Raw genomic sequence first — 25254 nt, 5'->3', positions numbered from 1 at the left:
ATGTTTTTGACAAAGTTGATTTACGCAATATCATGCACAAACATGCAAATTCGTGCAATCACTAAGACGTAACGCTTCATGCTGACCACCCAACGCAAACAGCTCCTACTCGCTCGACTTCAGCAAGACGGGCAGATCGTGGCCAAGGCATTCAGCGAGGAGCTGGGGATCTCGGAAGACACCGTACGGCGTGACCTGCGCGAGCTGGCGGCCGAGGGCCGCTTGCAGCGCGTGCACGGCGGCGCCCTGCCCGCCTCGGCCGCTGTGGGCAATCTTCAGGCGCGCGAACAGCTGGCCCCCGAGGACAAACGCGCCTTGGGCCGCGCCGGGGCCGCGCTGGTGTTGCCCGGCCAGGTGGTGATCCTGGACGGGGGCACCACGTCATTGCAGGTGGTGCAGCACCTGCCGCTGGACTTGCGCGCCACCGTGGTCACGCACAGCCCGACCGTGGCGGTGGCGCTGGCTGGGCATGCGCAGGTGGAGGTGCTGATGCTGGGCGGGCGCTTGTTCCGCCACTCCATGGTGAATGTGGGCGCCAGCGTGGTCGAGGCCGCCGCCCAGTTGCGGGCCGACCTGTACCTGATGGGTGTGACCGGCGTGCATGCCCAGGCTGGCCTGACCACGGGAGACTTTGAGGAAGCCGCTGTCAAGCGCGCCCTGCACCAGCGGGCGGCAGAGACGGTGGTGCTGGCTTCGCTTGACAAGCTGGGCACAGCATCGCCGTTCAGCGTGGCCCCCTTGCGCGAACTTGCCGCATTGGTGGTGCCTGCCGCCACGCCCCAGGCGCTGCGCAAAAAGCTGGAGGCCGGTGGGGCCAAGGTAGAGATTGCTGCAGGCTGATCCTGCAATCAGGCAATCAGGCAATCAGGCAGTAGCGGTGCCCGCGCCCTGGCGCAGGTGAGCAACCAGAGCTGCGGCAAAGCCCGTCAGCACCGCGCCCTTGCGCACGCAGATTTGCAAGTCGCGCTGCGCCCACGGTTCGTCCAGCTCCACCAGCACCGGCGGCTCGCTCAGGCCCGCCACCTGCAAGGCCGCGCCCCGGGGCACCAGGCCGATACCCACGCCCGCGCCCACCATGCGGCACACGGCTTCAAAGCTGCGCACCTGAATGCGCACATCCAGATGCCGCCCCAGCGCGGCGGCGGCATTGGTCGTGAAGGTGTGGATGGCCGAGCCCGCGTGCAGCATCACAAAGGCCTGGTCCAGCACCTCGGCAAAGCCCACCCGGCCGCACGCCGCCAGCGCATGGCCTGCGGGCACGATGAGCACCAGGCGGTCCTGCCGGTACGGCGACAGCTCGACCCCAGCGCCTGTGCCACTGTCTGCCAGCACGCCCACCTCGATCTCGCCGCTGGCCACGGCCACCACAATTTCGGCGCTGGTGCGCTCTTCCAGGCTCACGCTGACATGGGGGTGCCGCTTGAGAAAGCCCGCCAGGTCATCCGGCAAAAAGGTGTGGGTGGCATGCGTGTTGGCCCACAGGCTCACATGGCCGCGAATGCCGGTGGCAAAGGGGGAGAGGTTGGCATGCATTTGCTCGATGCTGGCCAGCACCTGGCGGGCGTTGCGCAGCAGGGCCTCGCCCGCGCGGGTCAGCGCCACGCCGCGCGTCTGGCGCTCAAACAGCGAGGTGTTCAGCGCCTCCTCCAGCCGCCGCAGCCGGTGGCTGGCCGACGACGGCGCCAGGTAGGCACGCGCGGCGCCGCGTGTGAGGTTGCGCTCTTCGGCAATGGCGACAAACAGGCGCAGGTCGGTGAGGTCGTAGTTCAAAGCGGGCCCCTGGCGTTCGTCAGTAACGAACGCATGGTTGCTGGATCAGCAATTGTGCCTTGCAGCATTCAAAGGCAGGATGCCAACCATCCCGATACAAAGTACGCAAATCGTTCGGCATAACCGTACGAAAAGCGCCAACCCGACACATGCCCTGGAAAAATTGGTCCTCCGAACGCCTTGGTCTCGCCCTCGCCATCCTCGCGGCGCTGGGTTTCTCGTTCAAAGCCATCTTTGTGAAGCTGGCCTATGCCGTACCCCAGCCTGCGCCGGTGGACTCCGTCACCCTGCTGTGCCTGCGCATGGCGTTTTCGGTGCCCGTGTTCGCCTGGGTGGGCTGGCGCGCCAGCCGCAACCTGGCCCCGCTGGCGGGGCGCGACTGGCTGGCCATCGTGGCACTGGGCCTGCTGGGCTACTACGGCGCGAGCATTCTCGACTTCATCGGCCTGCAGTACATCACCGCCAGCCTGGAGCGGTTGATCCTCTTCACCTACCCCACGCTCACCATCGTGATCGGCGTGCTCTTCATGGGCAAGCGGGCCTCTCGCCGGGAGCTGGGGGCGCTGTTGTTGTCCTACGCCGGCATTGGCTTGGCCTTTGCGCACGACCTGCATGTGGCGGGCGATTCGCACGCCGTGTTGGTGGGCGCAGGGTTTGTGTTTGGCTCGGCCGTGTCGTACGCGTTCTACCAGGCGGGCAGCGAGCCGGCCATACGCCGCATGGGCGCGGCGCGCTTCACGGCACTGGCGATGCTGGTCTCCACCGGCGCCACGCTGCTGCATTTTGTGGTGTCGCAACCTGCGGGTGCGCTGGTGCAGCCCGCGCCGGTCTACCTGCATGCGCTGGGCATGGCCGTGTTCTCCACTGTGTTGCCCGTGTTCATGACCTCTGCCGCCATCCGCCGCATTGGCGCCTCCAAGACCGCGCTCATCGGCACGCTAGGCCCCATCCTGACGATCTTTTTTGGCGTCTGGCTGCTGGATGAACCGTTGACCTGGTGGCAGATGGGTGGTGCGGCGCTGGTGCTCGCGGGGGTGATGCTGATCGGGCGCCGCAGCGCACCGACACCCTTGCCGAAGGCTGCCAAGCCTGCAATGTAGGCCCGCCATCGGCCAGACTGGCTAGGGCAGGTTTTCCCGAAAAATGACTTGGCTGCGCGTGGCCTCCACACCGCTCGTGGCGTCCCGCCCGTCCCGCAGGTTGGCAAAGATGCGCACGCAGTTCATCACCGCGCCAAGCGGGTTCTGCGTGATGACCGCATCCATGGTGCCGTCGATCAGCAGCGCGCGGGTGTCCGGCGTGAGGCCGTGGCCGATGAAGACGACTTTGTGCTCCAACCCAGCCTCCTTGAGGGCGCGGCCGATGCCTTCGGCGCCGCCACCGATGTTGTAGATGCCGGCCAGGTCCGGGTGCTGCTCCAGCAGGCTGCGCGCCTGCTGGTAGTTGCGCTCGGCGTCGTCCTGGCCCTCGCGCACGCCCACCACCTGCACCAAAGGGAATTGTTCTTCGAACAAGTGCAGAAAGCCTGCCTCGCGCTCCTCGTGCGCACGGTAGCGCAGCGAGCCCACGATCATCGCCACGCGCGCGTTGCGGCCGTGCGCCGGCGGGCCCATGAAGCGGGCAATGAGGTAGCCGGCGGTACGGCCCGCCGCGCGGTTGTCCAGCCCCACATAGGCCGCCCGGCGCGAACTCGACAGGTCCGAGATCAGCGTGACGGTGGGCACGCCCTGTTCGGCCAGTTGCGCCACGGCCTCGCGCACCACGGGGTGCTCCAACGCCATGAAGGCAATGCCGTCGCAGCGCTTGCCGTGGAGCAGCAGCGCTTTGGCCAAAGCATCCGGGTTGAAGCTCTCGATGTAGGCCGCCTGGCAGCGCACGTTAAAGGGTGCCCAGTGCTCCTGCGCGTAGCCGATCACATCGCCCAGCATCTGCAAAAAGCGGTTGCTGCCCTCGGGGATCAGCACCATCAAACGCAGGGGCTGCGGCTGGGCCTGCAGCGTCGCTTGCGCCTCTGCCTGCGGCAAATACCCAAGGCTGATGGCCGCCTGCATCACGCGCTGCACGGTGGCGCTGCGCACGCCCGCGCGCTGGTTGAGCACCCGGTCCACCGTGGCGGTGGAGACGCCGGACAACTGGGCGATATCGGGGATGCGAGGGTGTTTGGACATAAAAATCAATCAAAATCCATCATTTCATTTGCTGGTATTTGATGGATTCTGCGGATAGTATCACTGCAGCTTCGGTGCCGAAAGGCATCAAATTCGATCAGTACAAACCCTAGATTGCGGCGGCACAGACCGACTGCACAGGAGACAAGCCCATGCCTGCTATCCCTTCTTCCTTCCGCCGACACGCGCCCTGCACCGCCCGCGTGGGCTAGATCGCTGCTGCGGCTTCATGCAATACGAATTCGACTTTGCCAGCGTGCTGGCGAACTGGCCCCAGTTTCTGGAAGGGGCCTGGATGACTATCCTGCTGTCCTTCCCGGCCACGGTGATTGGCTTTGTGGGCGGCACGCTGCTGGCGATTGGCCGGCGCGGCCACACGCCTTGGGTGGCCAAGGCCTGTGGCGCCTATGTGGAGGTGCTGCGCAACACGCCGCTGCTGGTGCAGGTGTTTCTGGTGTTCTTCGGCCTGGCCAGCCTGGGCTGGAAGGTGCCTGCATTTGCGGCGGCGTTGCTGACGCTGGTGATCAACGTGGCGGCCTACACCTGCGAAATCATGCGCGCCGGCATGGACTCGATCCACAAGGGCCAGATCGAGGCAGCCGAATGCCTGGGCCTGACGCGGCGGCAGGTGTACTGGCATGTGGTGCTGCGTCCTGCCATGGAGAAGGTCTACCCCGCGCTCACCAGCCAGTTCGTGCTGCTGATGCTGGCCTCGTCTATCACCTCCCAGATCTCGGTGGAGGAGCTTACGGCCATCGCGGCCCGCGTGCAGTCTGAAACCTTCCGCCCCTTCGAGGCCTACATCCTGGTCGCCGTGGCCTACCTGGTGCTGTCGCTGCTGATGCGTGCCGGACTGTGGCTGTTCGGCCAGATCGTGTTCACGCGCCAACGCAAATTGAGGAGCGCCAAATGATCGACGGCGGACTGAATGCCTACCACCTGCAGTACCTGCTGTTCGGCGCGCTGTGGACCATCGGCCTGTCGCTGATCGCCTTTGTGGGCGGCGGCCTGGCCGGGGGCGTGATTGCGCTGTGCCGCGTCAGCCCCATCAAGGCGGTGCGCTGGGCCACCATTGCGTGGATCCAGATCATCCAGGGCACGCCGCTGCTGGTGGTGCTGTTCCTGTGCTACTTCGGCCTGTCCATCATGGGGCTGGAGCTGCCCGCCATCGTGGCCGCCAGCATCGCGATGATTGTTTACGTCAGTGCCTACCTGGGCGAGATCTGGCGCGGTTGCATCGAATCGGTGCCGCGCACGCAGTGGGAGGCGGCCGAATGCCTGGCCCTATCGCGCACCCAGCGCATGCGGCTGGTGGTGCTGCCCCAGGCGGTGCGCATTGCCACCCCGCCCACGGTGGGCTTCATGGTGCAGATCGTCAAGAACACATCGCTCGCGTCCATCGTGGGGTTCATCGAGCTGGTGCGTGCCGGGCAGCTCATCAACAACTCCATCTTCCAGCCGTTCACCGTGTACCTGCTGATTGCCATCGTGTACTTCGCGATGTGCTACCCGCTGTCGGTCTGGAGCCGCAAGCTGGAGCAGCGCCAGCAGTTTGGAAACCGTGGCACAGCCACCCCTTCTGTGACCACCGCATGAAACGAGAAGACACCATGAACCTCGCCCGAGACGCTGCCGCGCAACCCTCCCAGCCAGCGGCTTCGCCTGCGCCCACCGTCGTTGAGCTGAAGGATGTGCACAAGCGCTTTGGCAGCAACCAGGTGCTCAAGGGCGTGTCGTTTTCCATTCCCAAGGGCCAGGTCGTGGCCATCATTGGCAAGAGCGGGTCGGGCAAAAGCACGGCGCTGCGCTGCATCGACCGGCTGGAGATCATCGACAGCGGCACCATCCACGTGTGCGGCCACGCGGTGCACGACCCGGCCATCGACCTGCGCCAGCTGCGCCAGGACGTGGGCATCGTGTTCCAGAGCTACAACCTGTTCCCGCACCTGACGGTGGAGCAGAACATCACGCTCGCGCCCAAGGCCGTCAAGAACCTGCCCGCCGCCCAGGCGCGCGCCATTGCCGCCCGCACCCTGCAGCAGGTGGGCCTGGCCGACAAGGCGCAGGCCTACCCCGAGCAGCTATCGGGCGGCCAGCAGCAGCGCGTGGCCATTGCCCGGTCGCTGGCCATGGAGCCGCAGGTGATGCTGTTCGACGAAGTGACCTCGGCGCTGGACCCACAGCTGACCGGCGAGGTGCTGCGCGTCATCGAATCGCTAGCCCAGGGCGGCATGACCATGGTGCTGGTCACCCACGAAATGGAATTTGCTGCGCGCGTGGCCGACACCGTGATCTACATGCACGAGGGCAAGGTCTGGGAGACAGGCCCCGGCGGCATGCTGAAGAACCCGCAAACGGCCGAGCTGCGCGACTTTCTGTCGCACGGGCTGTGATCCGTTCCTTTTTTTGATTCCCTTGCCAAAAACCACCAGGAGACATTTCACATGACCGCTTCCCGCACCCGCATCCTGCGCCGCGCCCTGCTCGCCACCGCCGCAGCCGCCCTGTGCCTGCCCGCCATGGCAGACCTGGCCGAGATCAAGTCCGCAGGCAAACTGCGCGTGGGCATCGACTTTGGCGCGCCGTTCTATGGCTATGTGGACGAGAAGATGAAGCCCGTGGGCTCGGACGTGGAAGCGGCCGAGTTGCTGGCCAAGGACCTGGGCCTGACGCTGGAGATCGTGAACACCACCAACTCCGCGCGCATCCCCAACCTGCTGTCGAACAAGGTGGACCTGATCATCTCGTCGCTCTCCATCACGCCCGAGCGCCAGAAGGCCGTGGACTTCTCCATGCCCTACGGCGCCATCCAGGCGGCCGTGGGCGCGCCCAAGAGCCTCAAGCTCACCAACATCGACGACCTGGCCGGCAAGACCGTGGCCGTGACCCGCGGCGGCCCGCAGGACAAGATCGTGACCGAGCGCGCGCCGCAGGCCAAGGTGGTGCGCTTTGATGATGAATCTGCCTCCATCACCGCTGCCGCCACGGGCCAGGCCGATATCGTGGCCATCACGCCGCCCATCATCGCGGCCATTGCCAAGAAGAACCCCGCCCGCGAGTTCGAGACCAAGTTCATCCTGCAGTCCTACCAGTTGGGCATGGCCATGCGCAAGGGCCAACCCGAGCTGATGAAGGCCGTCAACGGCTGGATCAAGACCAACCTGACCAACGGCAAGCTCAACGACATCCACCTGAAGTACGCGGGCGTGCCGATCCCCAAAGAAATCATCGACGGCGCCAAGTAAGCGCCTTCCAACCCAGCGCCTGCAACGTGGGGCGACATGACGGGCGGTGGGCCATGCCACCCGCCCGGCTGCGCCCTGCCCCGCCCCATCACCACCAAAGGAAACTCTTATGAGCCGTCATTTCGGCGCCATCCGCCAGCTGGGCTATGTGGTCCACGACATCGAAGCCGCCATGGACTACTGGAGCAAGACCCTGGGCGTGGGCCCCTGGTTCTACAACCCCAAGGTTCCGATCAAGAACTATGTCTATCGGGGCGAGTCGCACGAGCCGCACAACTCGGTGGCGCTGGCCAACTCCGGCTACGTGCAGGTCGAGCTGATCCAGACCCGCAACGACGTGCCCTCGATGTACCGCGACTTTTTGCAGGCCGGGCGCACCGGGCTGCAGCACGTGGCCTACTGGACCAGCGACTACGACGCGGACCTGGCGCGCCTGACCGCCCAAGGCTTTAAGGCGCTGATGAGTGGCGAGGTGGGCGAAAAGGGCCGGTTTGTGTACTTCGACACCGAATACCACCCCGGCACGGTGATCGAGCTGTCGGAAGTGGCTGGCCCCAAAGGCCGCATGTTCGACCTGATCCGCGCCGAGTCGGAAACTTGGGACGGCAAGACCGACCCGGTACGTCCTTTCCCGGACCTCTCCAAGATCTGATTTCAAGCCAAATAGCCCTCTAGTGCTTATCTTTAAAGCGCTAGCAGCTATCAAAACCATAGTGCACTCTGCCCATGTCCCCAGACCGCTTTGAAGCCACCTATCTGATCGAAACCCCGCTGGACCCCGCCCACGTGGCCGAGGTACTGGCGGGCGAGCAATCGTGTGGCACCTTCACCCGGGTGGAGGGCGAGACCGATGCGCTGCGCGAACGCGCCCGCGCCACGGTCGAATCCATCGAGCTGCTGGACGTGGCGCTCGTCCCCTCGCTGCCCAACGGCTGGATGCAGCGGCGCGGCATGTTCGGCACGCCGCAGACCTGGCAGCGCGCCCGGCTGCGCGTGAGCTTTCCGTGCGGCAACATCGGCCCCAACCTGCCGACGCTGGCAGCCACGGTGTCGGGCAACCTGTTCGACCTGGGCGAGGTCACCGGTTTGCGTCTGGAGTCGATGAAGCTGCCCCGCGCCTACCGCGAGCAGTTTGATATGCCCCGCCAAGGTATTGCAGGCACACGCGCGCTGACCGGCGTGCAGGGCCGCCCGCTCATCGGCACCATCATCAAACCCAACGTGGGTTTATCGGCCGAAGAAACCGGTGAACTGGCGGGCCGCCTGTGCGCCGCCGGGGTGGACTTCATCAAGGATGACGAGGTGTGCGCCAACCCGGTGCACGCCCCGCTGGCCGACCGCGTGAAATCCGTGATGCGCCGTGTGCGGGCCCACCAGGACAAGACCGGCAAGCTCGTGATGGTGGCGTTCAACATCACCGATGAGACCGACGCCATGCGCCGCCATGCCGACCTGATTGCCGCCGAGGGTGGCAGTTGTGTGATGGTCAGCCTGAACTGGTGCGGCTACTCCGCCGTGCAGACGCTGCGCCGCCACACCCCGCTGGCCCTGCACGGCCACCGCAACGGCTACGGCGCCCTGTCGCGCCACCCGCTACTGGGCTTTTCGTTCAACGCCTGGCAGACGCTGTGGCGCTTGGCGGGTGTGGACCACATGCATGTGCACGGCCTGCAGGGCAAGTTCTCGCAGACCGATGAGGAAGTGATCGAGTCCGCCCACGACACACTGGCCCCGCTGTGCGAAGGACTGGATGACCGCGTGCTGCCCGCCTTCTCCAACGGCCAGTGGGCCGGCACGGTGCCCGCCACCTGGGACAGTGTGCATAGCAACGACCTGCTGTTCATGTCCGGTGGCGGCATTCTGGCCCACCCCGATGGCGCGGCCGCTGGCGTGGCCAGCCTGCAGCAGGCTTGGGACGCGGTGCAGAAAAACGAAACCCTGGCGGAGCGCGCTGCACACGCGCCAGAGCTGCGCCGGGCCATCGAATTCTTCGGCAAGAAGTGACGAAACCATGACGACCACGGCCCCCTTGTTCGGCTGGTATGGCGACGACTTCACCGGTGCCACCGACACGCTGGCCGTGCTGGCCCAGGCGGGTCTGCGCTCGATGCTGTTCCTGGGCGTGCCCAGCGCCGAGGCCCTGGCAGCGGCCGGGCGGCTAGACGCTGTGGGCATTGCGGGCGCCGCACGCGCCATGCCGCCCGAGGCCATGCGCGCAGAACTGGCACCCGTGGCCCGTTTTTTCAGGCAGATCGCGCCCACCGTGTTGCATTACAAGGTGTGCTCCACCTTCGACAGTGCACCCCATGTCGGCAACATTGCCTGCGCCATCGAAACACTGCACCCCAGCGTGGAGAACCGCTGGGTACCTATCCTCGGCGGCCAGCCCAGCCTGGGCAGATACTGCGCCTTCAGCAACCTGTTTGCCGCAGCCGGCACGGGGGGAACCGTCTACCGCATTGACCGGCACCCGACGATGCACCGGCACCCGGTGACCCCCATGGCAGAAGCCGACTTGCGGGTGCACCTGGCGCAGCAGGGTTTGCAAGGCATCACGGCACTGCATTACCCGCTGTACGAAGCAGACGCCTTGCCCGGCTCTCTGAACACCCTGCCGGGCCATGGCGCGACCGCTGTGCCCGAGGTGTCCAATGTGTCCGATACGCCCTTCGTGCCTACGCTGCTCGACCTGACCAGTGCAGACCAGCTGGCCAGCGTGGGGCACCTGCTGTGGCAACAAGCCCAGCGCGCCCGCCTGCTCGCCGTGGGGCCCAGCTCCGTGGCCCAGGCGTTGATCGCGTGCTGGGGGGCGCAGGTCAGCCCACCTGCCCCTGCCTTGGCACCATCGCCCAGCCCCGTGTTCGCCTGGGCGGGCAGCCTGTCACCCATCACAGCGGCCCAGGTCCAGGCCGCAACGTCTTATCAGCGCATCCCGGTGGACGCGCACCGGCTGACCCATGACACCGACTACGCCCAGGCCGCCCAACGCGCAATATGCGCCAGGCTGCAGCAGGGCCATCACGTGCTGGCCTACACCGGGCCCACGGACGGCGCTTCTGCCCCGTCCGGTGGTGCTTCAGCGGCCGTCGCCCCCGCCAGTGCGGCCCTGGTCGCCCGCGTGGTGCAGGCGCAGGCCGACAACGGTACGCCGCTGCGGCGCGTTGGCATTGCGGGGGGCGACACCTCCAGCCACGCCGTGCAGGCACTGCACCTGTGGGGGCTGTCGTACCACACCACGGTCTGCCCCGGGGTCACGCTGAGCCGCGCGCACAGTACAGACCCATCGCGCCACGGGCTGGAGCTGATGCTCAAGGGGGGGCAGATGGGCGGAACGGACCTTTTCGAAAGACTGCTGGGCGCGGGCTGACGGAAATATCCAGGCGATAAAAAGCCCGCACATCGCGGGCTACTGGGCAGGCCTTGCGCGAAGGCCCGAGAGAAAAGCAGTGCGGCAGGCACGCCCACCGCCATCCCATCACACGCGAGGCACCGGGGTCCCCGAGTTCACGCACAGCGCCATGTTCAGCGCCTTGATGGCGGTCTTGTAGTCCTCGCGTTCGATCACGAACTGCATGTTCACCTGGCGCAGGGTCTGAGACACGCAATTCACGTTGACGCGGGCATCGGCCAGCGCCTGCGCAGCCTTGGCCAGCACGCCGGGGATGCCGATGTTGGAGCCAATGGTGCACACGATCGCGCTGGGCTTGATCGTCACGACCTGGTAGTCCTTCTGCAGCTCAGCCACCAGCTCGGGTGTGACCTGGTTGTCCCACACCAGATGGGCGATGGAGTTGGCGTTGGTCGCCTTGAGGATGTAGCTCACATCGTGCTTGCAAAACACGTTCATCAGGCCCGCATCAAAGCCGACGGTACCCACCATGCTGGGGTCGTGGATTTCGATCAGCGTGACCTTGTCGGTGCCGGTCACGATCTCGACGCGCGCGCGCTCGCCCACGAAGTCTTTGGTGATGAGCGTGCCGGGGTGGTCGGGCTCAAACGTGTTCTTCAGGCGGATCGGGATGCCGGCCAGTTCCATGGGCTTGGCGGCCTTGGGATGGATGGCTTCCATGCCCACGTCGGCCAGCTGGTCGGCCACGTCGTAGTTGGTGGCGCCCACCACAATGGCGTTTTCCAGCCCCACGAGGTTGGGGTCGGCGGACGACAGGTGGAATTCCTTGTGGATCACAGCCTCGGCGGGGCGAACTTCCACGGCGATCTTGCTGAAGGTGACCTCGGAGTAGCCCCGGTCGAACTCGCGCATGATGCCCTCGGTGCCTTTGGTGTAGCCCGTGGCCACCACCACCTTGTCGCTCAGGTCCAGGCCCTTGAAGCTGTTGGCAATGCGCTCGTCAATCGTCCAGGCTTCGTTGTCGTCAAAACCGGCCAGGTCCATCAGCAGTGCATTGACGCCATTGGCCTTGAGGATCTCGACGGAGTTGAACGCGCTGTGCGACTCGCCAATCGAGGCCAGCACTTCACGCGCCGCGAGCAACACGTCCTTACGGCTCAGGTAGCCGCTGGCCAGCACGTGCTGCATGGCGTTCAGATATTCGCGCGCCTGGGCAATGCGCTGATCAATAAAGGCATCGGCCACATCCAGCGGCAGGCCCAGGTCGGCGTAGCCCGCGTTGAGCTTTTTAAGGCTGGAAGCCAGCTGCGTCAAAGCATCCTGGTAGCCCTTGCCTTCGGCAAACAGGGCATAGATGCCGCGCTCACCCGTCTTCTTGTGCTCCAGCAGCTGGTTCGTCACGCCCGAGTAGGCGGACACCACGTAGATCCGGCCGTTGATGCGCTTGGGGTCGTGCAGGACGATGTGGCGCAGCACATCGCCAAAGGCGGTCATCGAGGTGCCGCCGATCTTCTCGACAGAGATCTTGGAGTTTTGAACGTCTTGCATGGACAGGCTCAGGGGAGCAAAAAGGTTGGAAAGCTGGACGAATGCTCTGCCAAGGGGCTCAGCGGCAGGAAACCCTCTATTTTCCACGACTTTTACCGGGGCACTTTGACGCAGGCCATCTTGATACAGGTGCCGTCAGCGCTCGAATAGCGTTGACCTGCGAAGCAGACGCAGGCCCCAGGCGCCGATCCATCACCAGACTGGGGACGTGGCGGCGTTTAGGAGAGTGGCTCGGGAGGCGCTGCGGCAGCCTCTTCGGCGCACAGGCCCCATTGGTCCCAGTCCTCGCCAAACAGCTCTGAAGGGTGCTGGGTGCGGTCAGAGCCATTGCCGCAGCGCATGGCATTGGCTGGGCAGTAACGATCGCACCCCCAGCACACCCGCTCCGGATGGGCGGGGGCTTGGGGGAACCTTTTGGCTGCTGCCATGGCGGCGCTCAGGCGATTGCGACTGCTGCCTTCGCTCGGATCGTCAGATCACTTCTTCTGCGGCGGCACATCCGTGCAGCTGCCATGCGCAATCTCCGCCGCCATACCGATGCTTTCGCCCAGCGTGGGGTGCGGGTGGATGGTCTTGCCGATGTCCACGGCGTCAGCGCCCATCTCGATGGCAAGAGCGATCTCGCCGATCATGTCGCCCGCGTGGGTGCCGACCATGCCGCCGCCCAGGATCTTGCCGTGGCCATGGGCCTCGGGCGAATCGTCGAACAGGAGCTTGGTCACGCCTTCGTCGCGGCCGTTGGCAATGGCGCGGCCGGAGGCCGTCCAGGGGAACAGGCCCTTCTTGACCTTGATGCCTTGGGCCTTGGCCTGGTCTTCCGTCAGGCCCACCCAGGCCACTTCGGGGTCGGTGTAGGCAACGCTCGGAATCACGCGGGCGTTGAAGGCGGCGGCTGCCAGCTCCTTGTTGCCCTGCAGTTCACCAGCGATGACTTCAGCCGCCACGTGTGCCTCGTGCACCGCCTTGTGCGCCAACATGGGCTGGCCCACGATGTCGCCGATGGCAAAGATGTGCGGCACGTTGGTGCGCATCTGGATATCAACGTTGATGAAGCCACGGTCCGTCACCGCCACGCCAGCCTTCTCAGCAGCGATCTTCTTGCCGTTCGGCGTGCGGCCCACAGCTTGCAGGACCAGGTCGTACACCTGCGGCTCAGGGGCAGTGCCGCCCTCTTCCGCTGGCGCGAACGTGACCTTGATGCCTTCAGGCGTTGCCTCAGCACCCACGGTTTTCGTCTTCAACATGATGTTGTCGAAGCGCTTGGCGTTCATCTTTTGCCAGATCTTGACGAGGTCTCGGTCAGCGCCCTGCATCAGGCCGTCCATCATTTCCACCACATCCAGGCGCGCGCCCAGCGTGCTGTAAACCGTGCCCATTTCCAGGCCGATGATGCCGCCGCCCAAAATCAGCATGCGCTTGGGCACTTCCTTCAGTGCCAGGGCGCCGGTGGAATCGACCACGCGCGGGTCGTTGGGCATGAAGGGCAGGCGCACGGCCTGGCTGCCAGCAGCGATGATGGCCTTCTTGAAGGCGATGACCTTCTTGGTGCCCGTCTTCTCCTGGCCGGTGCCGGTGGTTTCCTCCACTTCGAGGTGGTTGGCGCCGACAAAAGCACCGTAGCCACGCACGGTGGTCACCTTGCGCATCTTGGCCATGGCGGCCAGGCCGCCGGTGAGCTTGCCGATCACCTTTTCTTTATGGCCGCGCAGCTTGTCGATGTTGACGGCGGGCGCGCCAAAGTCCACGCCCAGGTCGGCCATGTGGCTGACCTCGTCCATGACGGCTGCGACGTGCAGCAGCGCCTTGGACGGGATGCAGCCCACGTTCAGGCACACGCCACCCAGAGTGGCATAGCGCTCGACGATGACGACCTTAAGACCCAGGTCGGCCGCACGGAAGGCGGCGCTGTAGCCGCCGGGGCCGCCGCCGAGCACGAGCACGTCGCAGTCCAGATCGGCCGAGCCAGCAAAGCTAGAAGCTACTGGATTGATAGCTGCCGGCACATTATTTACCCGCGCTACAGCCGATTTCTGCTCAGAAACGGCAGGCGCTGAGGATGCGGCAGGCGCTGGAGCGGCTGCGCCTGCACCCTGCACTTCCAGCGTCAGCACCACCGAGCCTTCGGCGATCTTGTCGCCGAGCTTGACCTTGAGTTCCTTGACCACACCAGCGTGGCTGGACGGGATCTCCATGGAGGCCTTGTCGGACTCCACGGTGATCAGGCTTTGCTCGGCCTTGATGGTGTCGCCGGGTTTGACCAGCACTTCGATGATGGCCACTTCGGCGAAGTCGCCGATGTCGGGCACCTTGATGTCGATGATTGCCATGGTGTGTCTTGCCCTTTCGTTACATCACAATGCGGCGGAAGTCCGCCAGCAGCGAGGCAAAGTACACGTTGAAGCGCGCAGCAGCGGCGCCGTCGATCACGCGGTGGTCCCAGCTGAGCGACAGCGGCAGCATCAGGCGCGGTGCGAACTGCTTGCCGTCCCACTTGGGCTCCAGGCTGCTCTTGCACACGCCCATGATGGCGACTTCGGGAGCGTTGATGATGGGCGTGAAGTAACGCCCGCCAATGCCGCCCAGGGAGCTGATGGAGAAGCAGCCGCCGGTCATGTCGGCCGGGCCCAGCTTGCCGTCGCGCGCCTTCTTGGCCAGGTCGCCCATCTCTTGCGAGATCTGGACGATGCCCTTCTTGTCGGCATCGCGGATGACGGGCACAACGAGGCCGTTGGGCGTGTCAGCCGCAAAGCCGATGTGGAAGTAGTTCTTCATCACCAGCTGGTCGCCGTCGAGCGAGCTGTTGAACTCGGGGAACTTCTTGAGCGCGGCCACGGCGGCCTTGATCATGAAGGCGAGCATGGTGACCTTGACGCCGCTCTTCTCGTTCTCTTTGTTGAACTGCACGCGGAAGGCTTCGAGGTCGGTGATGTCCGCATCGTCGTGGTTGGTGACGTGCGGGATGACGACCCAGTTGCGGTGCAGGTTGGCGCCGCTGATCTTCTTGATGCGCGAGAGATCCTTGCGCTCCACCGGGCCGAACTTGGTGAAGTCCACCTTGGGCCAGGGCAGCAGGTCCAGACCCACGCCGGAGCCACCGGCTGCTGCCGAGGGCGCCTTGGCCGCCTGGGCCTTGGTCTGCACGGCGCCTGCCATCACCTGCTTGGTGAAGGCAGCCACGTCGTCTTGCGTGATGCGGCCCTTGGGGCCGGTGCCCTTGACTTCGTCGATGGGCACACCCAATTCGCGGGCGAACTTGCGCACCGAAGGCGATGCATGGGGCAGGCCTGCCGTGGGGGTGCCGGGCTGGTGGGCGGGCACCGAGGCTGCGGCAGCGGCGGGCGCTGCTGCGGCTACAGCCACTGCAGGGGCAGCCACCGCCACAGGGGCTGGCGCCGGTGCAGCGGCCGCAATGGGTGCGGGAGCTGCGGCCGGGGCTGGGGCCGCTGCGGTGGCAGCGCCTTCGAGCACAGCGACCAGATCACCGATGTTGACGGTGTCACCGATCTTGACCTTGAGTTCCTTGAGCACGCCAGCGGCGGGCGATGGGATCTCCATGGAGGCCTTGTCGGATTCGACGGTGAACAGGGATTGTTCGACCTTGATGGTGTCGCCGACCTTGACCAGCATCTCGATGACGGCCACGTCCTTGAAGTCGCCGATGTCGGGCACGCGCACTTCGACTGGGCCAGCAGCCGCAGGGGCAGCAGCAGCCACTGGGGCTGGCGCGGGAGCAGCTGCGGCAGGAGCCGGTGCAGCCGCCGGGGCTGCTGCAGCGCCCGCGTCAGCGGACTCCACCACAGCAATCACCGAGCCTTGCTTGACCTTGTCGCCCAACGCAATCTTGAGTTCCTTGACCACGCCCGCATGGCTGGAGGGGATCTCCATCGATGCCTTGTCGGATTCGACCGTGATGAGCGACTGCTCGGCTTTCACGGTGTCACCCACCTTGACGAGCAACTCGATCACGCCCACCTCGTCGAAGTCCCCGATGTCCGGGACTTGAATATTGACCAATGCCATTGTTCTGTCTCCGTTCGTTTTAAGCGTAGAGCGGGTTGATCTTGTCAGCATTGATGCCGTACTTGGCAATCGCCTCGGCCACCTTGGTGGCGGGCAGCACGCCGTCTTCGCTCAGCGCTTTGAGGGCGGCCACAACGATGTAGTGGCGGTTCACCTCGAAGTGCTCGCGCAGCTTGCTCCGGAAGTCGCTGCGGCCAAAGCCGTCGGTGCCCAGCACCTTGTAGTTGCGGCCCTTGGGCACGAAGGGACGGATCTGCTCCGCATAGGCCTTCATGTAGTCGGTGGATGCGACCACGGGGCCGGTGCTGGTTCCCAGCTGCTGCGCCACAAACGGCACGCGTGGTGTCTCCAGCGGGTGCAGCAGGTTCCAGCGGTCCACGTCCTGGCCTTCGCGGGTCAGTTCGTTGAAGCTCGGGCAGCTCCACACGTCAGCCTGTACGCCCCAGTCGGCAGCCAGCAGCGTTTGCGCGGCCAGTGACTCGCGCAGGATGGTGCCGGAGCCCAGCAGCTGCACGCGCTTGTCGCCCTCGGCGCCTGGCTTGCACAGGTACATGCCCTTGATGATCTGCTCTTCGGTACCCGCCGTGAGGCCAGGCATGCTGTAGTTCTCGTTGAGCAGCGTGATGTAGTAGAAGACGTTCTCTTGCTGCTCGACCATGCGCTTGAGGCCACGGTGCATGATCACTGCGACTTCGTGGGCAAAGGTGGGGTCGTAGCTCACGCAGTTGGGGATGGTGTTGGCCAGGACGTGGCTATGACCATCTTCGTGCTGCAGACCTTCACCGTTCAGCGTGGTACGGCCCGAAGTGCCGCCCAAGAGGAAGCCACGCGCCTGCATGTCACCCGCCGCCCAGGCCAGGTCGCCAATGCGCTGGAAGCCGAACATGGAGTAGTACACATAGAACGGCACCATGATGCGGTTGTTCGTGCTGTAGCTGGTGGCGGCAGCGATCCAGCTGGCCATGCCGCCGGCTTCGTTGATGCCTTCCTGCAGGATCTGGCCGGCCTTGTCTTCCTTGTAGTACATCACCTGGTCGCGGTCGACCGGGGTGTACATCTGGCCCTTGGGGTTGTAGATGCCGATCTGGCGGAACAGGCCTTCCATGCCGAAGGTACGCGCCTCATCCACCAGGATGGGCACCACGCGCGGGCCCAGGGCCTGGTCGCGCAGCAGTTGCGTGATGAAGCGCACATAGGCCTGGGTTGTGGAGATTTCGCGGCCTTCGGCCGTGGGCTCCAAGATGGCCTTGAAGGTGTCCAGCGCGGGCACGGTAAAGCTCTCGTCAGCCTTTACGCGGCGGTGCGGCAGGTAGCCGCCCAGGGCCTTGCGACGCTCGTGCAGGTACTGCATTTCCGGCGTGTCGTCGGCAGGCTTGTAGTAAGGGATCTCGGCCAGCTGGCTGTCAGGGATCGGGATGTTGAAGCGGTCACGGATGTACTTGATATCTTCGTCCGACAGCTTCTTGGTCTGGTGCACGGTGTTCTTGCCTTCACCGGCCTTGCCCATGCCATAGCCCTTGACGGTCTTGACCAGCAGCACGGTTGGCTGGTTCTTGTGCTCGTTGGCAGCGTGGAAGGCCGCGTACACCTTGGCGGGCTCATGGCCACCACGGCGCAGCTCGAACACCTCTTCGTCGGTCATGTGCTCGACGAGCTTCGCGGTCTCAGGGTACTTGCCGAAGAAGTTCTTGCGAACAAAAGCGCCGTCATTGGCCTTCATGGCCTGATAGTCGCCGTCGAGCGTTTCCATCATCAGCTGCTTGAGCTTGCCGCTCTTGTCGCGGCGCAGCAGCTCGTCCCAGCCATTGCCCCACAGCAGCTTGATCACGTTCCAGCCCGCGCCACGGAACTCGCCTTCGAGTTCTTGCACGATCTTGCCGTTGCCACGCACCGGGCCGTCCAGGCGCTGCAGGTTGCAGTTGATGACGAAGACCAGGTTGTCGAGGTTTTCACGCGCAGCCAGGCCGATGGCGCCCAGCGATTCGGGCTCGTCCATTTCGCCGTCGCCGCAGAACACCCACACCTTGCGGTTTTCGGTGTTGGCGATGCCGCGGGCGTGCAGGTACTTGAGGAAGCGCGCCTGGTAGATGGCCATCAGCGGGCCGAGGCCCATCGACACCGTGGGGAACTGCCAGAACTCGGGCATCAGCTTGGGATGGGGGTAACTGGACAGGCCCTTGCCGTCCACTTCCTGGCGGAAGCTGTCGAGTTGCTCTTCGGTCAGGCGGCCTTCGAGGTAGGCACGGGCATAGATGCCGGGGGCGCTGTGGCCCTGGATGTAGAGCAGGTCGCCGCCATGGCCTTCGCTCTCGGCATGCCAGAAATGGTTGAAACCGGCGCCAAACATGCTGGCCACCGAAGCAAACGAACCGATGTGGCCGCCCAGGTCGCCGCCATCGGCGGGGTTCAGGCGGTTGGCACGCACCACCATGGCCATGGCGTTCCAGCGCATGTAGGCGCGCAGACGCTTTTCGATGGCGATGTTGCCGGGGCAGTGGGCCTCTTTTTCAGGCTCGATGGTGTTGACGTAACCCGTGTTCGCAGAGAACGGCAGATCGATGCTGCTCTGGCGGGCGTGTTCAAGAAGTTGTTCCAACAGGAAGTGGGCGCGCTCCGGGCCCTCCTTGTCGATGACGGCGGACAGCGCGTCCATCCATTCACGGGTCTCTTGCTGGTCGGTATCGGAACCGATGCCGAAACCGGCCTGAGGGTCGGGCTGAGCTGACATGCTTTGTCTCCTGTAGGTGTGGCAGCAATTTAGTACGTTGGCTCTAGTTTCGCATATTTTTTCGTAATTTCAAATGGTGCCTATGCATTTCATATTGCAATAATTTGCTGCAAATGCACATGACCCAGCAGACTGGGACCCCGCCAGGGCTCCTCTACACTCCACGCATGGATTCGATGCCCACCGCCCCCTCCCCCACGGCCCCGACCGTGGCTGCGCCCATTCGCTGGTGGCGCAAGTGGTGGCGCGGCTTGTCGCCCACCCGGCAAGACCGGTTTGCCGCACTGGCTCCGCTGGCGGCGGTGCTGATGTTTCTGGCGGCCATCGTGGCGGCGTTCTGGTATTTGCGCGCAGAAGAGGCCGAGCGCGAGCAAGAAGCCCTGCGGCGTGACGTGGAATACGCCCAGCAGCGGGTGCGCTTGCGCCTGCTGGAACGACAAGAGCAGCTCATGCGCATCGCGCGCGACCTGTCCAACCAGGACCTCGGCAAGGCCGAGTTCATCAGCCGCGCCGAGGCGCTGATCAGCCAGTACCCGGAACTGCAGGCCATCACCTGGATCGACGACCGCCGACGCATCCGCGCGAGCCAGGCCGCCCCCACGCTGGCCAGCGGCGAGTTGCGCATTGCAGGTGAAGTGCTCAAGCCAGGAGAAACGGCCGACACCTTTGGCCTGGCGCGGGACCTGCAGCAACCCGTGTACGCCCAGCCGGCAGCCACCACGGGCGACGCCGCCCCGCTGCTGCAGCTGCAGGTGCCCCTCAACAACCAAGGCAAGTTCAGCGGCGTGGTGCTGGGTGAGTACTCCATCGACAGCCTGCTGCGCTATGGCACCCCCACCGAAGTGCTGGCGCGTTATGCAGTGACCCTGCTCGACAGCAAGAACCAGGTGCTGGCGGGCACGCCGCTGGGCCCGCGCAACAAGGCCACGCAGTTGCTCCCCTGGACGCCCAAGGCCAACGAGTACGAGGTACCGGTCTCCCCCGTCGGCAACGGTCTGGTGCTGCGCGCCCAGGCCTACCGCACGTCGCTTGGCGTGGTGGGCAGCGGGCTGTTCTGGCTGGTGGGCACGCTGAGCGCGATGACAGCCTGGATGCTGATCGCCACCTGGCGCCACACCCGTCGCCGAATGCAGGCGCAAGAGGCCCTGGTGGCCGAAACCAACTTCCGCCGGGCGATGGAAAACTCCATCCTCACCGGCATGCGCGCTCTCGATATGGAAGGCCGCATCAGTTACGTGAATGCTGCGTTTTGCCAGATGACGGGCTGGAGCGCGGAAGAGCTGGTGGGTCTGAAGGCCCCCTTCCCCTACTGGCCCGAAGCCGACCACGAAACCCTGCAGGCCAAGCTGCGCGACGAGCTGCGCGGCAACACCATGGCCGGGGGCTTTCAGGTCCGCGTCAAGCGCAAGAGCGGGACGCTGTTCGACGCCCGCCTGTACGTGTCCCCCTTGATCGACGCCCATGGCCAGCAAACGGGCTGGATGACGTCGATGACCGACATCACCGAGCCCAACCGCATCCGCGAGCAGTTGTCGGCATCACACGAGCGCTTCACGATCGTGCTGGAGTCGCTGGATGCCTCGGTGTCGGTGGCCCCCCTCGGCAGCGAAGAACTGCTGTTCGCCAACAAGCTCTATCGCCAGTGGTTCGGATCACAAACCGGCGGGCACCTGCAGCTCGTAGCGCAGGCCGGCGTGGTGCCGGTAGCGGGCAAGGAGCAAAGCGGCATGGACGATGAGGACGGCCTGATGGGCCTGCCTACCGACACACTCACCAGCGCCCGCAGTGAAAACGCTGAAATCTACCTGCCCGACCTGGGCAAGTGGCTGGAAGTGCGCTCGCGCTATCTGAACTGGGTGGACGGCCGCCTGGCCCAGATGGTGATTGCCACGGACATCACCCCGCGCCGACTGGCTGAAGAGCAAGCCCAGCGACAGGCTGAGCGCGCCCAGTCGGTCAGCCGCCTTATCACCATGGGCGAAATGGCATCGAGCGTGGCGCACGAGCTCAACCAGCCGCTCACCGCCATCAACAACTACTGCAGCGGCATGGTCTCCCGCATCCAGAGCGGCCAGCTCACCGAAGAGGCCCTGCTCACGGCCTTGCAAAAGACGGCCCACCAAGCGCAGCGCGCGGGCCAGATCATCCAGCGCATCCGCTCGTTCGTGAAAAAGAGCGAACCCAACCGCGCGCTGGCCGACGTGCATTCGATGGTCAACGAAGCCGTGGAACTGGCCGACATCGAACTGCGCCGCCACAACGTGCGCCTGACGCACTATGTCGCCGCGCGCCTGCCGCAGGTGATGGCCGACACCATCCTGATCGAGCAGGTGCTGGTCAACCTGATGAAGAACGGCGCCGAAGCCATCCAGCACGCCGACCGCCCCGCCCCGAATCGCAGCGTGGAACTGCGTGTGGTGCCCAAGCAGATCGATGATCGCCAGGTGGTGGAGTTTTCCGTGCAGGACACCGGCAAGGGCCTGGCCCCTGAAGTGCTGGAGCGCTTGTTCGAGGCCTTCTTCTCCACCAAGCAGGAAGGAATGGGCATGGGCCTCAATTTGTGCCGCAGCATCGTCGAGTCGCACCAGGGCCGGATGCAGGCGGAGAACCTCTACAATGGCTCGGAGGTTACAGGCTGCAGGTTCTCCTTCTGGCTGCCGCTTGCCAAGCCTGCTGATGCCACTACAAATTCAGTAGCAAACGAACAAAACCCAAGGACTGTTGCATGAGCTTGATTCCGAAAAAAGGCACTGTTTACGTTGTGGACGACGACGAAGCAGTTCGCGATTCCCTGCAGTGGCTGCTGGAAGGCAAGGACTACCGGGTGCGCTGCTTTGATTCGGCCGAGACATTCCTGTCGCGCTACGACCCTCGCGAAGTCGCCTGCCTGATCGTGGACATCCGCATGGGCGGCATGACGGGCCTGGAACTGCAAGACCGCCTGATCGAGCGCAAATCCCCGCTGCCCATCGTGTTCATCACCGGGCACGGCGACGTGCCCATGGCCGTGAACACCATGAAGAAGGGCGCGCTCGACTTCATCCAGAAACCGTTTGATGAAGAAGAGCTGGTCGGTCTGGTCGAGCGCATGCTGGACCACGCCCGCGAAAGCTTTGCCGGTTACCAGCAGGCCGCCAGCCGCGACGCCCTGCTCTCCAAGCTCACCAGCCGCGAAGCGCAGGTGCTTGAACGCATCGTGGCGGGACGCCTGAACAAGCAGATTGCCGACGACCTGGGCATCAGCATCAAGACGGTGGAGGCGCACCGCGCCAACATCATGGAAAAGCTCAACGCCAACACTGTGGCGGACCTGCTCAAGATCGCCCTGGGACAGAACGCGCCCAAGGGCTGATAGCTCTTATTTTGATAGCTATCAGCGCATGTTCCACTAGCGCTACCGGCCATTTTGACTTGTATTTCTGACATGACAGCCCAACTCATCGACGGCAACGCCCTTTCTCGCCAACTTCGCAGCGAGGTGGCGCAACGCGCTGCTGCGCTCACCGCCCGGGGCCTTCAACCAGGCCTGGCAGTGATCTTGGTGGGCGAAGACCCAGCCTCGGCCGTGTATGTGCGCAACAAGGTCAAGGCCTGCGAGAACAGCGGCGTACGCTCCATCTTTGAAAAGTACGACGCTGATCTCAGCGAGGCTGCGCTGCTGGCACGCATCGAAGCCCTCAATGCCGACCCCACGGTGCACGGCATTCTGGTGCAGATGCCGTTGCCCAAACACATCGACCCGCACAAGGTCATCGAAGCCATTGCGACCTCCAAAGACGTAGACGGTTACTCCGTGTTGTCGGCTGGCGAACTCATGGCCGGGCTGGAGGGCTTCCGCCCCTGTACACCCTACGGTAGCATGAAGCTTATCGAGTCCACGGGCCAATCGATCAAGGGCAAGCACGCCGTGGTCATCGGCCGTAGCAACACCGTGGGCAAGCCCATGGCCCTGCTGCTGCTGCAGGCCAACGCCACCGTCACGGTCACCCACAGTGGCACCCCCGACCTGGGCTACCACACCCGCCAGGCCGACATCGTGGTGGCTGCGGTAGGCCGTGCAAACACGCTCACGGCGGACATGGTCAAGCCTGGCGCCATCGTGATCGACGTGGGTATCAACCGCAAGGCCGACGGCAAACTGTGCGGCGATGTGGACTTTGAGGGCGTCAAGGAAGTGGCAGGCTGGATCACCCCCGTCCCTGGCGGGGTTGGACCCATGACCATTACCATGCTGTTGGTGAACACCATCGAAGCCGCTGAGCGGACCGCCGCGCGCTGACCGCGCCCGGGGAAGACGCCAGCCGCTTTGCAACTTGAACCTGCGCCGCCTGGCGCCATATAACCCCGCATGAGCAACGCCCTCCTCGACTTCTCCGACCTCCCCGCCTTTGACCGCATCACCCCGCGGGATGTCGCCCCTGCGGTTGATGTGCTGCTGGAGCGTGCCAACCAGGCCCTGGAGACCGTCACGGCGCCCGACTTTCCTGCCCGCTGGGACGCCATCGCCAAGGTACTGGACGTAGCCACCGAACAGCTCGGACGCGCCTGGGGATCCGTCAGCCACCTCAACAGCGTGGCGGACACGCCTGAGCTGCGCGCCGCCTACAACGCCGCCCTGCCCCGCGTCACCGAGTTCTGGACCCGCCTGGGCGCCGATGAACGTCTCTACGCCAAGTACAAGGCCATCGACCCCGCCACCCTGACGCCCGAGCAGCGCCAGGCCCACCGCAACGCGGTGCGCAACTTTGTGCTCAGCGGCGCCGAACTGACCGGGGCCGCCAAAGAGCGGTTCGCCCAGATCCAGGAACGCCAGGCCGAGCTGAGCCAGAAGTTCAGCGAGAACGCGCTCGACGCCACCGACGCCTTTGCCTACTACGCCACCGCCGAAGAACTGGACGGTGTGCCCGCCGATGTGCAGCAGGCCGCTCTGGCGGCCGCGCAGGCAGAAGGTAAACCTGGCTACAAGCTCACCCTGAAGATGCCTTGCTACCTGCCGGTGATGCAATTTGCCACCCGCAGCGATCTGCGTGCCAAGCTGTACCGCGCCTATGTCACCCGGGCCTCGGACCAGGCCGAGGGCGATGGCCAGAAGTTCGACAACACGGCTCTGATCGGTGAAATCCTGGCCCTGCGCCGGGAAGAAGCCCAATTGCTGGGCTATGCCAACTTTGGCGAAGTGTCTGTCGTGCCCAAGATGGCCCAGTCCCCCGCCGAAGTCATCCAGTTCCTGCGCGACCTCGCCCGCCGCGCCCGTCCCTATGCGGAGAAGGACGTGGCCGATCTGCGCGCTTTCGCCGCAGAACACCTGGGTCTGACCGACCCGCAGCCCTGGGACTGGCCCTACATCTCCGAAAAGCTCAAGGAAGCCCGCTACGCCTTCAGCGAGCAGGAGCTCAAGGCGTACTTCACAGCCCCCAAGGTGCTGGCAGGCCTGTTCAAGATCATTGAGACGCTTTTTGAGGTGTCCATCCGCCGCGACGCGGCACCGGTATGGCACCCTGCGGTGGAGTTCTATCGCATCGAGCGCAACGGCCAGCTGGTGGGTCAGTTCTACCTCGACCAACCCGCCCGCACGGGCAAACGCGGCGGCGCCTGGATGGACGACGTGCGCACACGCTGGCAGCGCCCCGACACGGGCGTGTTGCAAACGCCCATCGCCCACCTAGTCTGCAACTTTGCGGACGGTGTGGACGGCAAGCCGCCCCTGTTGACGCACGACGACGTGATCACGCTGTTCCACGAGTTTGGTCATGGACTGCATCACATGCTGACCCAGGTGAACGAACGCGATGTCTCCGGCATCGGCGGGGTGGAATGGGACGCCGTGGAGCTGCCCAGCCAGTTCATGGAAAACTTCTGCTGGGAATGGGATGTGCTGCGGCACATGACCGCCCACGTGGATACCGGTGAGCCGCTGCCGCGCGCGTTGTTCGACAAGATGATCGCCGCCAAGAACTTCCAGAGCGGCATGCAGACGCTGCGCCAGATTGAGTTCGCGCTGTTCGACATGCTGCTGCACACCGAGCACGACCCGGCCCAGGACTTCATGCCCCTGCTGACCCAGGTGCGGCAAGAGGTGGCTGTATTGCAGCCGCCCGCCTTCAGCCGCACGGCCCACACCTTCAGCCACATCTTTGCGGGCGGCTACGCGGCCGGGTATTACAGCTACAAGTGGGCAGAAGTGCTCAGCGCCGATGCCTACGCCGCCTTTGAAGAAACCGCCGGCAGCGACGGTTTGCCCAGCACCGAAACCGGACGGCGCTACCGAGAGGCCATCTTGGAAGCGGGTGGCAGCCGCCCGGCCATGGAATCTTTCAAAGCCTTCCGCGGACGAGAACCCAGCCTGGATGCCCTGCTGCGCCACCAGGGGATGGCAGAAGAGCTGACCGCCTGAGGCTTAGACCGAACAAACCGCAGACTGCCCCA

General features: G+C 64.7%; 20 protein-coding genes. 13 read left to right on the top strand and 7 right to left on the bottom strand.

All coding sequences use genetic code 11. From position 1 onward, the window contains the following. Nucleotides 1–78 precede the first annotated feature (78 nt). Nucleotides 79–840 carry a DeoR/GlpR family DNA-binding transcription regulator gene (locus C380_RS11470; RefSeq protein ID WP_015014014.1) on the top strand — a complete coding sequence of 254 codons (762 nt, stop codon included), beginning with the start codon at nucleotides 79–81 and terminating at the stop codon, nucleotides 838–840. A 24-nt stretch (nucleotides 841–864) separates the two neighbouring features. Here the strand turns inward: C380_RS11470 and C380_RS11465 are convergent, their stop codons facing one another. Continuing rightward, a complete protein-coding gene (locus tag C380_RS11465; RefSeq protein ID WP_015014013.1) occupies nucleotides 865–1770 on the bottom strand; it encodes a LysR substrate-binding domain-containing protein in 906 nt (301 codons plus the stop codon). 149 nt (nucleotides 1771–1919) lie between these two features. On the opposite strand from C380_RS11465, the gene C380_RS11460 reads away from it, so the two are divergent. Then, nucleotides 1920–2870 carry a DMT family transporter gene (locus C380_RS11460; RefSeq protein ID WP_015014012.1) on the top strand — a complete coding sequence of 317 codons (951 nt, stop codon included), beginning with the start codon at nucleotides 1920–1922 and terminating at the stop codon, nucleotides 2868–2870. 21 nt (nucleotides 2871–2891) lie between these two features. On the opposite strand, the gene C380_RS11455 is transcribed toward C380_RS11460, so the two are convergent. Further along, a complete protein-coding gene (locus C380_RS11455; protein ID WP_015014011.1) occupies nucleotides 2892–3938 on the bottom strand; it encodes a LacI family DNA-binding transcriptional regulator in 1047 nt (348 codons plus the stop codon). A 229-nt stretch (nucleotides 3939–4167) separates the two neighbouring features. Between C380_RS11455 and C380_RS11450 the strand changes: the two genes are divergently transcribed. The 7 genes from C380_RS11450 (at nucleotide 4168) to C380_RS11420 (ending at nucleotide 10550) form a co-directional block, all read left to right on the top strand. Beyond that, the gene (locus C380_RS11450; RefSeq protein WP_015014010.1) at nucleotides 4168–4851 is read left to right on the top strand and encodes an amino acid ABC transporter permease; all 684 of its coding nucleotides are present in this window, start codon (nucleotides 4168–4170) and stop codon (nucleotides 4849–4851) included. Further along, nucleotides 4848–5534, top strand: coding sequence for an amino acid ABC transporter permease (locus tag C380_RS11445; protein WP_015014009.1), 687 nt, complete (start codon nucleotides 4848–4850; stop codon nucleotides 5532–5534). The genes C380_RS11450 and C380_RS11445 overlap by 4 nt, the downstream gene beginning before the upstream one ends. Before the next feature lie 14 nt (nucleotides 5535–5548). Then, nucleotides 5549–6331 carry an amino acid ABC transporter ATP-binding protein gene (locus C380_RS11440; protein ID WP_015014008.1) on the top strand — a complete coding sequence of 261 codons (783 nt, stop codon included), beginning with the start codon at nucleotides 5549–5551 and terminating at the stop codon, nucleotides 6329–6331. A gap of 51 nt (nucleotides 6332–6382) precedes the next feature. Beyond that, the gene (locus C380_RS11435) at nucleotides 6383–7183 is read left to right on the top strand and encodes a transporter substrate-binding domain-containing protein (protein ID WP_015014007.1); all 801 of its coding nucleotides are present in this window, start codon (nucleotides 6383–6385) and stop codon (nucleotides 7181–7183) included. A 109-nt stretch (nucleotides 7184–7292) separates the two neighbouring features. After that, nucleotides 7293–7835 carry a VOC family protein gene (locus C380_RS11430; protein ID WP_015014006.1) on the top strand — a complete coding sequence of 181 codons (543 nt, stop codon included), beginning with the start codon at nucleotides 7293–7295 and terminating at the stop codon, nucleotides 7833–7835. A 74-nt stretch (nucleotides 7836–7909) separates the two neighbouring features. Further along, nucleotides 7910–9187, top strand: a complete 1278-nt coding sequence (locus C380_RS11425; protein WP_015014005.1) for a ribulose-bisphosphate carboxylase large subunit family protein — start codon at nucleotides 7910–7912, stop codon at nucleotides 9185–9187. Nucleotides 9188–9194: 7 nt separating this feature from the next. After that, nucleotides 9195–10550 carry a four-carbon acid sugar kinase family protein gene (locus C380_RS11420; RefSeq protein WP_015014004.1) on the top strand — a complete coding sequence of 452 codons (1356 nt, stop codon included), beginning with the start codon at nucleotides 9195–9197 and terminating at the stop codon, nucleotides 10548–10550. A gap of 108 nt (nucleotides 10551–10658) precedes the next feature. Here the strand turns inward: C380_RS11420 and C380_RS11415 are convergent, their stop codons facing one another. From C380_RS11415 to aceE, 5 genes are all read right to left on the bottom strand, one after another. Beyond that, nucleotides 10659–12080 (bottom strand): aspartate kinase, encoded by a 1422-nt coding sequence (locus C380_RS11415; RefSeq protein ID WP_015014003.1) that lies wholly within the window; start codon nucleotides 12078–12080, stop codon nucleotides 10659–10661. A gap of 218 nt (nucleotides 12081–12298) precedes the next feature. After that, nucleotides 12299–12508: a DUF3079 domain-containing protein gene (locus C380_RS11410; RefSeq protein ID WP_015014002.1), complete on the bottom strand. Its 210-nt coding sequence runs from the start codon at nucleotides 12506–12508 to the stop codon at nucleotides 12299–12301. Between the two features lie 48 nt (nucleotides 12509–12556). Beyond that, nucleotides 12557–14407, bottom strand: coding sequence for a dihydrolipoyl dehydrogenase (lpdA, locus tag C380_RS11405; protein ID WP_015014001.1), 1851 nt, complete (start codon nucleotides 14405–14407; stop codon nucleotides 12557–12559). 19 nt (nucleotides 14408–14426) lie between these two features. Then, a complete protein-coding gene (gene aceF, locus C380_RS11400; RefSeq protein ID WP_015014000.1) occupies nucleotides 14427–16100 on the bottom strand; it encodes a dihydrolipoyllysine-residue acetyltransferase in 1674 nt (557 codons plus the stop codon). A gap of 19 nt (nucleotides 16101–16119) precedes the next feature. Then, on the bottom strand, nucleotides 16120–18828 hold the full coding sequence (gene aceE, locus C380_RS11395) for a pyruvate dehydrogenase (acetyl-transferring), homodimeric type (RefSeq protein WP_015013999.1): 2709 nt from the start codon (nucleotides 18826–18828) through the stop codon (nucleotides 16120–16122). Nucleotides 18829–18995: 167 nt separating this feature from the next. Here aceE and C380_RS11390 point away from each other — a divergent pair, with 167 nt between their 5' ends. The 4 genes from C380_RS11390 (at nucleotide 18996) to C380_RS11375 (ending at nucleotide 25222) form a co-directional block, all read left to right on the top strand. Further along, on the top strand, nucleotides 18996–21557 hold the full coding sequence (locus tag C380_RS11390) for a PAS domain S-box protein (protein WP_043565349.1): 2562 nt from the start codon (nucleotides 18996–18998) through the stop codon (nucleotides 21555–21557). Further along, complete coding sequence (locus C380_RS11385) at nucleotides 21554–22180, top strand: response regulator transcription factor (RefSeq protein ID WP_015013997.1); 627 nt, start codon at nucleotides 21554–21556, stop codon at nucleotides 22178–22180. Before C380_RS11390 ends, C380_RS11385 begins: the two co-directional genes overlap by 4 nt. Before the next feature lie 72 nt (nucleotides 22181–22252). Continuing rightward, a complete protein-coding gene (folD, locus tag C380_RS11380) occupies nucleotides 22253–23107 on the top strand; it encodes a bifunctional methylenetetrahydrofolate dehydrogenase/methenyltetrahydrofolate cyclohydrolase FolD (RefSeq protein ID WP_015013996.1) in 855 nt (284 codons plus the stop codon). A gap of 69 nt (nucleotides 23108–23176) precedes the next feature. Beyond that, entirely contained in the window at nucleotides 23177–25222 is a 2046-nt protein-coding gene (locus C380_RS11375) for a M3 family metallopeptidase (protein WP_015013995.1), read from the top strand. Nucleotides 25223–25254 lie beyond the last annotated feature (32 nt).

The sequence above is a fragment of the Acidovorax sp. KKS102 genome (genome assembly GCF_000302535.1).
Lineage (GTDB): Bacteria > Pseudomonadota > Gammaproteobacteria > Burkholderiales > Burkholderiaceae_C > Acidovorax.
The sequence above is the reverse complement of the archived record's forward strand: the minus strand, read 5'-3'. Positions and strand labels throughout refer to the sequence as shown.

Coding starts and splice junctions, on each gene's coding strand:
- C380_RS11470 (WP_015014014.1), top strand. CDS start 79: ATGCTGACCACCCAACGCAAACAGCTCCTACTCGCTCGACTTCAGCAA.
- C380_RS11460 (WP_015014012.1), top strand. CDS start 1,920: ATGCCCTGGAAAAATTGGTCCTCCGAACGCCTTGGTCTCGCCCTCGCC.
- C380_RS11455 (WP_015014011.1), bottom strand. CDS start 3,938: ATGTCCAAACACCCTCGCATCCCCGATATCGCCCAGTTGTCCGGCGTC.
- C380_RS11450 (WP_015014010.1), top strand. CDS start 4,168: ATGCAATACGAATTCGACTTTGCCAGCGTGCTGGCGAACTGGCCCCAG.
- C380_RS11445 (WP_015014009.1), top strand. CDS start 4,848: ATGATCGACGGCGGACTGAATGCCTACCACCTGCAGTACCTGCTGTTC.
- C380_RS11440 (WP_015014008.1), top strand. CDS start 5,549: ATGAACCTCGCCCGAGACGCTGCCGCGCAACCCTCCCAGCCAGCGGCT.
- C380_RS11435 (WP_015014007.1), top strand. CDS start 6,383: ATGACCGCTTCCCGCACCCGCATCCTGCGCCGCGCCCTGCTCGCCACC.
- C380_RS11430 (WP_015014006.1), top strand. CDS start 7,293: ATGAGCCGTCATTTCGGCGCCATCCGCCAGCTGGGCTATGTGGTCCAC.
- C380_RS11425 (WP_015014005.1), top strand. CDS start 7,910: ATGTCCCCAGACCGCTTTGAAGCCACCTATCTGATCGAAACCCCGCTG.
- C380_RS11420 (WP_015014004.1), top strand. CDS start 9,195: ATGACGACCACGGCCCCCTTGTTCGGCTGGTATGGCGACGACTTCACC.
- C380_RS11415 (WP_015014003.1), bottom strand. CDS start 12,080: ATGCAAGACGTTCAAAACTCCAAGATCTCTGTCGAGAAGATCGGCGGC.
- C380_RS11410 (WP_015014002.1), bottom strand. CDS start 12,508: ATGGCAGCAGCCAAAAGGTTCCCCCAAGCCCCCGCCCATCCGGAGCGG.
- lpdA (WP_015014001.1), bottom strand. CDS start 14,407: ATGGCAATCATCGACATCAAGGTGCCCGACATCGGCGACTTCGCCGAA.
- aceF (WP_015014000.1), bottom strand. CDS start 16,100: ATGGCATTGGTCAATATTCAAGTCCCGGACATCGGGGACTTCGACGAG.
- aceE (WP_015013999.1), bottom strand. CDS start 18,828: ATGTCAGCTCAGCCCGACCCTCAGGCCGGTTTCGGCATCGGTTCCGAT.
- C380_RS11390 (WP_043565349.1), top strand. CDS start 18,996: ATGGATTCGATGCCCACCGCCCCCTCCCCCACGGCCCCGACCGTGGCT.
- C380_RS11385 (WP_015013997.1), top strand. CDS start 21,554: ATGAGCTTGATTCCGAAAAAAGGCACTGTTTACGTTGTGGACGACGAC.
- folD (WP_015013996.1), top strand. CDS start 22,253: ATGACAGCCCAACTCATCGACGGCAACGCCCTTTCTCGCCAACTTCGC.
- C380_RS11375 (WP_015013995.1), top strand. CDS start 23,177: ATGAGCAACGCCCTCCTCGACTTCTCCGACCTCCCCGCCTTTGACCGC.